Origin of the sequence: Floridaenema fluviatile BLCC-F154 (genome assembly GCF_041929135.1) — a bacterium.
In the GTDB taxonomy this organism is placed as follows: domain Bacteria; phylum Cyanobacteriota; class Cyanobacteriia; order Cyanobacteriales; family Aerosakkonemataceae; genus Floridanema; species Floridanema fluviatile.
Map to the genome: position 1 here is coordinate 1 of NZ_JBHFNS010000023.1, position 5165 is coordinate 5165.

General features: G+C 43.8%; 6 protein-coding genes and 2 pseudogenes. 2 read left to right on the forward strand and 6 right to left on the reverse strand.

What is annotated here, in order from left to right:
• Positions 1-66 (reverse strand): annotated as a pseudogene (locus tag ACE1B6_RS30040) (IS607 family transposase); the annotation flags it as partial.
• Between the two features lie 124 nt (positions 67-190).
• Between ACE1B6_RS30040 and ACE1B6_RS05985 the strand changes: the two are divergent.
• A complete protein-coding gene (locus tag ACE1B6_RS05985) occupies positions 191-463 on the forward strand; it encodes a hypothetical protein (RefSeq protein WP_413256335.1) in 273 nt (90 codons plus the stop codon).
• Between the two features lie 7 nt (positions 464-470).
• On the opposite strand, the gene ACE1B6_RS05990 is transcribed toward ACE1B6_RS05985, so the two are convergent.
• The 5 genes from ACE1B6_RS05990 to ACE1B6_RS06010 all read right to left on the reverse strand — a co-directional run bounded on the left by ACE1B6_RS05990 (position 471) and on the right by ACE1B6_RS06010 (position 4801).
• Positions 471-1358 (reverse strand): nSTAND1 domain-containing NTPase, encoded by an 888-nt coding sequence (locus tag ACE1B6_RS05990; RefSeq protein ID WP_413256336.1) that lies wholly within the window; start codon positions 1356-1358, stop codon positions 471-473.
• A 55-nt stretch (positions 1359-1413) separates the two neighbouring features.
• Positions 1414-2637, reverse strand: a complete 1224-nt coding sequence (locus ACE1B6_RS05995) for an aminotransferase class V-fold PLP-dependent enzyme (protein ID WP_413256337.1) — start codon at positions 2635-2637, stop codon at positions 1414-1416.
• A gap of 460 nt (positions 2638-3097) precedes the next feature.
• A complete protein-coding gene (locus tag ACE1B6_RS06000; protein ID WP_413256338.1) occupies positions 3098-3646 on the reverse strand; it encodes an NYN domain-containing protein in 549 nt (182 codons plus the stop codon).
• Positions 3647-3828: 182 nt separating this feature from the next.
• Positions 3829-4506, reverse strand: a complete 678-nt coding sequence (locus ACE1B6_RS06005) for an energy-coupling factor ABC transporter ATP-binding protein (protein ID WP_413256339.1) — start codon at positions 4504-4506, stop codon at positions 3829-3831.
• Between the two features lie 25 nt (positions 4507-4531).
• On the reverse strand, positions 4532-4801 hold the full coding sequence (locus tag ACE1B6_RS06010; protein WP_413256340.1) for a hypothetical protein: 270 nt from the start codon (positions 4799-4801) through the stop codon (positions 4532-4534).
• A 224-nt stretch (positions 4802-5025) separates the two neighbouring features.
• Here ACE1B6_RS06010 and ACE1B6_RS06015 point away from each other — a divergent pair.
• Positions 5026-5165 (forward strand): annotated as a pseudogene (locus tag ACE1B6_RS06015) (photosystem II D2 protein (photosystem q(a) protein)); the annotation flags it as partial.

Genomic DNA, 5165 nt, shown 5'->3' on the forward strand with positions numbered 1-5165 from the left:
CCTTCTCAACGTGGAAACTGACACCCCTTTGATTTTTGCTGCTTCCGATCTGGTTAGCTTACTCATAATGGCAGTTTAGCACATCTTTTGAGTAGGTCTAGAAAGGTTTAGGTAAAATTTTAGGAGCAGTTAACGAACCCCAATCCCCAATCCCCAATCCCTAGTCCCCAATTGTTGCAAAAATGTTACAATGCAGGCCAGTAATCTGGGATCGCACATGAACTTTCAGGACGTTTTGAACCAAGCATTGCAGCTTTCCACCCTAGACAAGGTGCGTTTAATTCAGCAAATGGCGATGAGTATTGAACGCGAAGTCGGAAATAATCAAACTAACGCGCCGCAACCACCCGCTTGGAACCAGCCACAACCACCCGCTTGGACACCCCCTTCCGAAGGACAAAGGCTTTCCAGTCAAGAGGTTGACCAAGCACGTTGGGAAGACTGGGCAAATTTCCCAGATTAACCAGCAATTAGCTCCTAAAAGGCCAAAACTTCCAGTTAAATCCATTTCTCGGTATACCACGAGATTTTTGGATAAACTTTTCCTTAGCCCATTGAACATCTAAATGTTGCTGATGAGCTTCCCACAACAAACTACTCGCTAACTGCAACAACAAAGGATGATTTTCACCCCATTGTCTAGCAAGGCGTTGTGCTTCTAAAGTTAAAGCAGCTTCACCACCTAAACTTACAGGTAAACTCACCAACTCCCTAGCTTCTTCTTCGGTTAAGTCTCCCAACTTAATTACATCACCCAATTGAAAAAACTTAGAAGTTAACTTGTAACGATGTTGGTAATAATTTAACTTTCTGTGGGAAGCGATCGCCAACATTAAAATATTACTATTCAGCAAAAAAGACAAATTATCAAAAAATCCATCATTAAACTCTTTCGGATGATGGAACAAAGCTTCAAATTCATCTAAGCAAAGTACAGGTAAAACCCCCTGTCTTTTCCACTCTCCCAACACCACCGAAAAAGTATGGCGTTCAAAGTTTTTCACATGGAAAGGTTTAGTTAAAACTTTTTGCGATCGCACCTTCGGCAAATTATACAACTCTCTAGCGATAGTCAAATAAAACCCCTCTTCCCGATGAAACAGCGGATTCGCTAAATTAAAATAAGCCACCACATAACGTTGCGGATTTTGTACCCTTTGTTCGTAAGTCTGACAAAAGTGATACAACAGCGACGACCTACCCATTCGACCCTTTCCCACCACATTAACACTCACAGGCGGCGAACCAGTCATCCTCGTCGTAATTGCATCCAGTTCCGCTTTACGTCCGACAAAAAACCGCGGATCGGAAATCATCGATCCGGCATAAAATGGATTAGAAGGCGATCCAGATTTCATATTATCTCTAGTATGGAAGACCGCAGCAGTACAAAAACAAAAAGTTACCAACTAACTAAATAGCATCATACTCCTTAAACAATTCTGGCAGCACTTCTGCTAAATGTTCATAATCTTCAGTTTTGTTATAAATCTGCGCCGAAACTCTTAACAACTGTTTAGGATACCCAGGCCAATAAATCACAGGTACTTCAATTTTAAACCTTGACCATAACATATCTTGAATCGGAGGTATAGTTCTCGTCTTCTCAAACTCACTAACATCATCTGGTAAACACACCACCGCCAACGCCCCAATCATTTCCTCTGGACAAGGCGGCGCAACATCCAAAACCTCAGAAAGCAACTTCCTAGCTTCCAACACCATAGCCCGATTTCTCGCCCTTAACTCCGACCATCCACCAGGTAACAAAGAACCCATAAACTTAATCGCTTCTGGTACACACAAATAAGCACTTGGATCATCTGTTCCCATCCAATCAAACTCTAACTGAAATCGTGATTTATCAGTACGATAAGAGTTAGCACCGTGGCTAATAGTCATCGGACGAATTAAAAACTGTCGATCGCGCCTCACATACAAAAAAGCCGCACCTTTAGGCGCACACAACCACTTGTGACAATTCCCCGTATAATAAGTTGCCCCAATTTCCCGCAAATTTAAATTTACCATTCCCGGTGCATGAGCGCCATCCACCAAGGTATCAATTCCCCTCTCCTTTAACTCTTTAACCAACTCCCGAATTGGAAAAATTAAACCCGTTTGACTGGTAATATGATCTAAAAGTGCCAGCTTTGTCTGAGGTGAAACACATTCTATCACCGCCTCAATTACCTGTTCTGGCCCATCTATCGGAAAAGGTACTTCCGCAACGACTACCTTCGCCCCCGTCTTTTCGGCGACAAAGTTCAACACATTCCGACAAGCATTATACTCTTGGCTAGTCGTCAGTAACTCATCTCCCGGACGAAAAGACAAAGAACGCAAAACCGCATTTATCCCCGTCGTCGCATTGGGAACAAACACCAAATCTGAAGCATCTGCACCCACAAACTCACCTAACTGATTTTTGGCTGCATCTAATAACGCTTCAAACTCACGATAAAATTTTAACGGTTGTCGTTCTAACTGCTGGCGAAACTGCTGTTGCGCCTCTAACACAGGTATCGGACAAGCCCCAAAAGAACCATGATTCAAAAAAGTGACATCTGGTTCTAGTAACCAAAACTTAGCAAAATCAGAAGTTGAAAGTTTAAAGTCAGAAACTCGATCTCTCATACTTCATCCTTTGGAAAACTCCCCGGGTAGGATTCGAACCTACGACCAATCGGTTACACTTATCCCTACGTTTCCGTTGGGGGTGGACTATCTCATCATCCACTTGGGATGTCGGGCGCTGTCGGACTTATTGGTTAGGCTCCTCATCCGTAGTCTCTGCTCCTTTCTGGCTACCTGTGAAAATCACTGCCTTTCACCAGACTTGGATCAGGGTTGCCGCCACCCGAAGTGCTGCGGTTTCCTTGAATTCACCCGATTTTCCACTATCCGTCGCCGGATAGGGCTGCTAGAAAATGCAACTTAGTGTAAACTAATTACATCTGTTTCTTACAGCCGACCGCTCTACCACTGAGCTACCGAGGAATGTTTGCGTGTTTGCTCTTTCGAGCCACGATTAATAATACTAGCCGAATCGACAGGGGTTGTCAAGGACTTTTTCTAAATTTCTGAAAATTCTCGATCACTTGAGCCCGAAACGCATTTGGGCGAGGCGCTTTTGAGCTTCTGGATCTAGGGAACTGAAGAGGAAACGGCTAGGGGATTGATTTTTAGATTTTTGTTTCCGACGCACCCGAAGGTAAGTAAATTCGACTTCCTGCACTAGTTTCTGTGCAGACATCCATTCTGCGCCGTATCCGATAATAGTTAGTTGCTGTGCTCTGTCTGATGTTGCTACAATCAACCTTCGCTGAAACTTCTGCAACTCATAACGCAGGGTAGCACAAGCTTTTTCGATATAGGTGTCTGCTGTTTGCCCAAAATCTGTGAACTGAACAGATAAATTTTCGGTAATTGCTTCTGCATTCCCTGGTGTTGCACGATAATGGGCATCAAATACGATCTGAGTGTGATAGCCTTGATAGGCTGTGTAGTTAACGAGAAGTTGGATCAATTCTTCACGGGCGGCCTCTAACCCTTTGCGATCGCGCAAAGTAAGCAATTTTTGCCAAGATCCTATGATATTGTAGCCGTCCACTAGCAAAAATGCTGACGGCGAAGGTGGTGTCATTTTTCAACGCAAAATTTTTCTAAACTTAACATCTCTGATAGTAATTCATAATCTTATTAATAATCAAAATTTGCATTTGGGTCAGGGGATTGGGTACTGGGGACTAGGTACTGGGGACTGGGAAATTTTAGATTTCCAATTTTGGATTGGCGATTTTCTTTTCGCTTCCCAGCACCCCAGCACTAGGAACTAATGCCTTCTACCTGCATTAGGCGTTGTTTTAAACGATCGGGATCTCCCCGATCGACAAGTTGACCTTTTTCCAGCAAAAAAGCACCGTCGCAGTAATTTAACTCATCTAAACGGTGAGTTACCCAAAGCGCCGTAATGCCTTGAGATTTAACTAAACGTTGCACTTGTTTTACTAGGTCTAACTGACTGTCAGGATCTAAAAGAGCGGTAGGTTCATCTAATAGTAAGACTTCGCAACGACGAGCGATCGCACCTGCGATCGCCACCCGCTGTTTTTGCCCACCACTCAAAGCATAAATTGGTCGTCGCTGCAACGACCATAAATTTACAGCCGCCAAAGCTTCTTCTACTCGCTGACGCACTTGCCTTTGGGGAAGATTTTCCGCCACTAGTCCAAAAGCCACATCTGCCCCAACAGTAGGCATGACTAACTGATGATCTGGATTTTGGAAAACGAAGCCTACAGGCTGGGAAATTTGAACTTCGCCCGATGAGGGAGTTAGTAACCCAGCCAGCAATCTCAGCAAAGTTGACTTACCACTGCCATTAGTACCCAAAAGCATCCAAAATTGTCCTTTAGGTACATCCAAAGAGCAGGATTTGAACACGGATTCACCTTTAGGCCAGCTAAAGCAGAGATCTCGCACTTTAATGGCAGATTCAGTCATGTCATCACCACTTAAAACTAAATTCTTATTCTCCAGCCATCATTAAGAAGCCCGGTGGTCTGCCAGCAGCAGCAGTACTTGACTTCTGAGACAATTGCACAGCTAGGATTGCACTGGTAAGAATCGCTATTTTTTTCTCTGTTTGCTTTTCGCAGGTTAGTTCCAGAATTGACGGATCGCCGGAACGCATAGCGTCCAGAATTTGATTGTACAGAGCGATCGCGTCTGATTCCTCTTTCCGTTGCACTGAATAAGGGAAAGGAGTGTTCTTTAAAGTCAAGTCAATAGTGAACATTAGGTATTTCGAGATTTTCATTAACTGTGCTACACACTTCTAGTTTATGAGAATTCAGCGGTGGGGATGAAAAAATCAAAACTTGCACCTATAATGAGAAGACAGTAAAGAAACGTAAACTCTTATTACGTTATTTACAATTCTCTGTCTTAGCCAAACTGGAAACAGTGGAGCGAAACTAGAATTAAAAACCTGTACTCATAAACTATTCGGAGATTTGGGCAATGACCATAGCAGTCGGACGTGCCCCAGCAGAAAGAGGATGGTTTGATGTCCTCGATGACTGGCTCAAGCGCGATCGGTTCGTATTCATCGGCTGGTCTGGAATACTGCTATTCCCCTGTGCATACCTAGCACTAGGCGG

Excerpts from the sequence above, each read along its gene's own strand:
- ACE1B6_RS05985 (WP_413256335.1), top strand. The coding sequence starts at position 191 with ATGCAGGCCAGTAATCTGGGATCGCACATGAACTTTCAGGACGTTTTG.
- ACE1B6_RS06010 (WP_413256340.1), bottom strand. The coding sequence starts at position 4,801 with ATGTTCACTATTGACTTGACTTTAAAGAACACTCCTTTCCCTTATTCA.
- ACE1B6_RS06005 (WP_413256339.1), bottom strand. The coding sequence starts at position 4,506 with ATGACTGAATCTGCCATTAAAGTGCGAGATCTCTGCTTTAGCTGGCCT.
- ACE1B6_RS05995 (WP_413256337.1), bottom strand. The coding sequence starts at position 2,637 with ATGAGAGATCGAGTTTCTGACTTTAAACTTTCAACTTCTGATTTTGCT.
- ACE1B6_RS06000 (WP_413256338.1), bottom strand. The coding sequence starts at position 3,646 with ATGACACCACCTTCGCCGTCAGCATTTTTGCTAGTGGACGGCTACAAT.
- ACE1B6_RS05990 (WP_413256336.1), bottom strand. The coding sequence starts at position 1,358 with ATGAAATCTGGATCGCCTTCTAATCCATTTTATGCCGGATCGATGATT.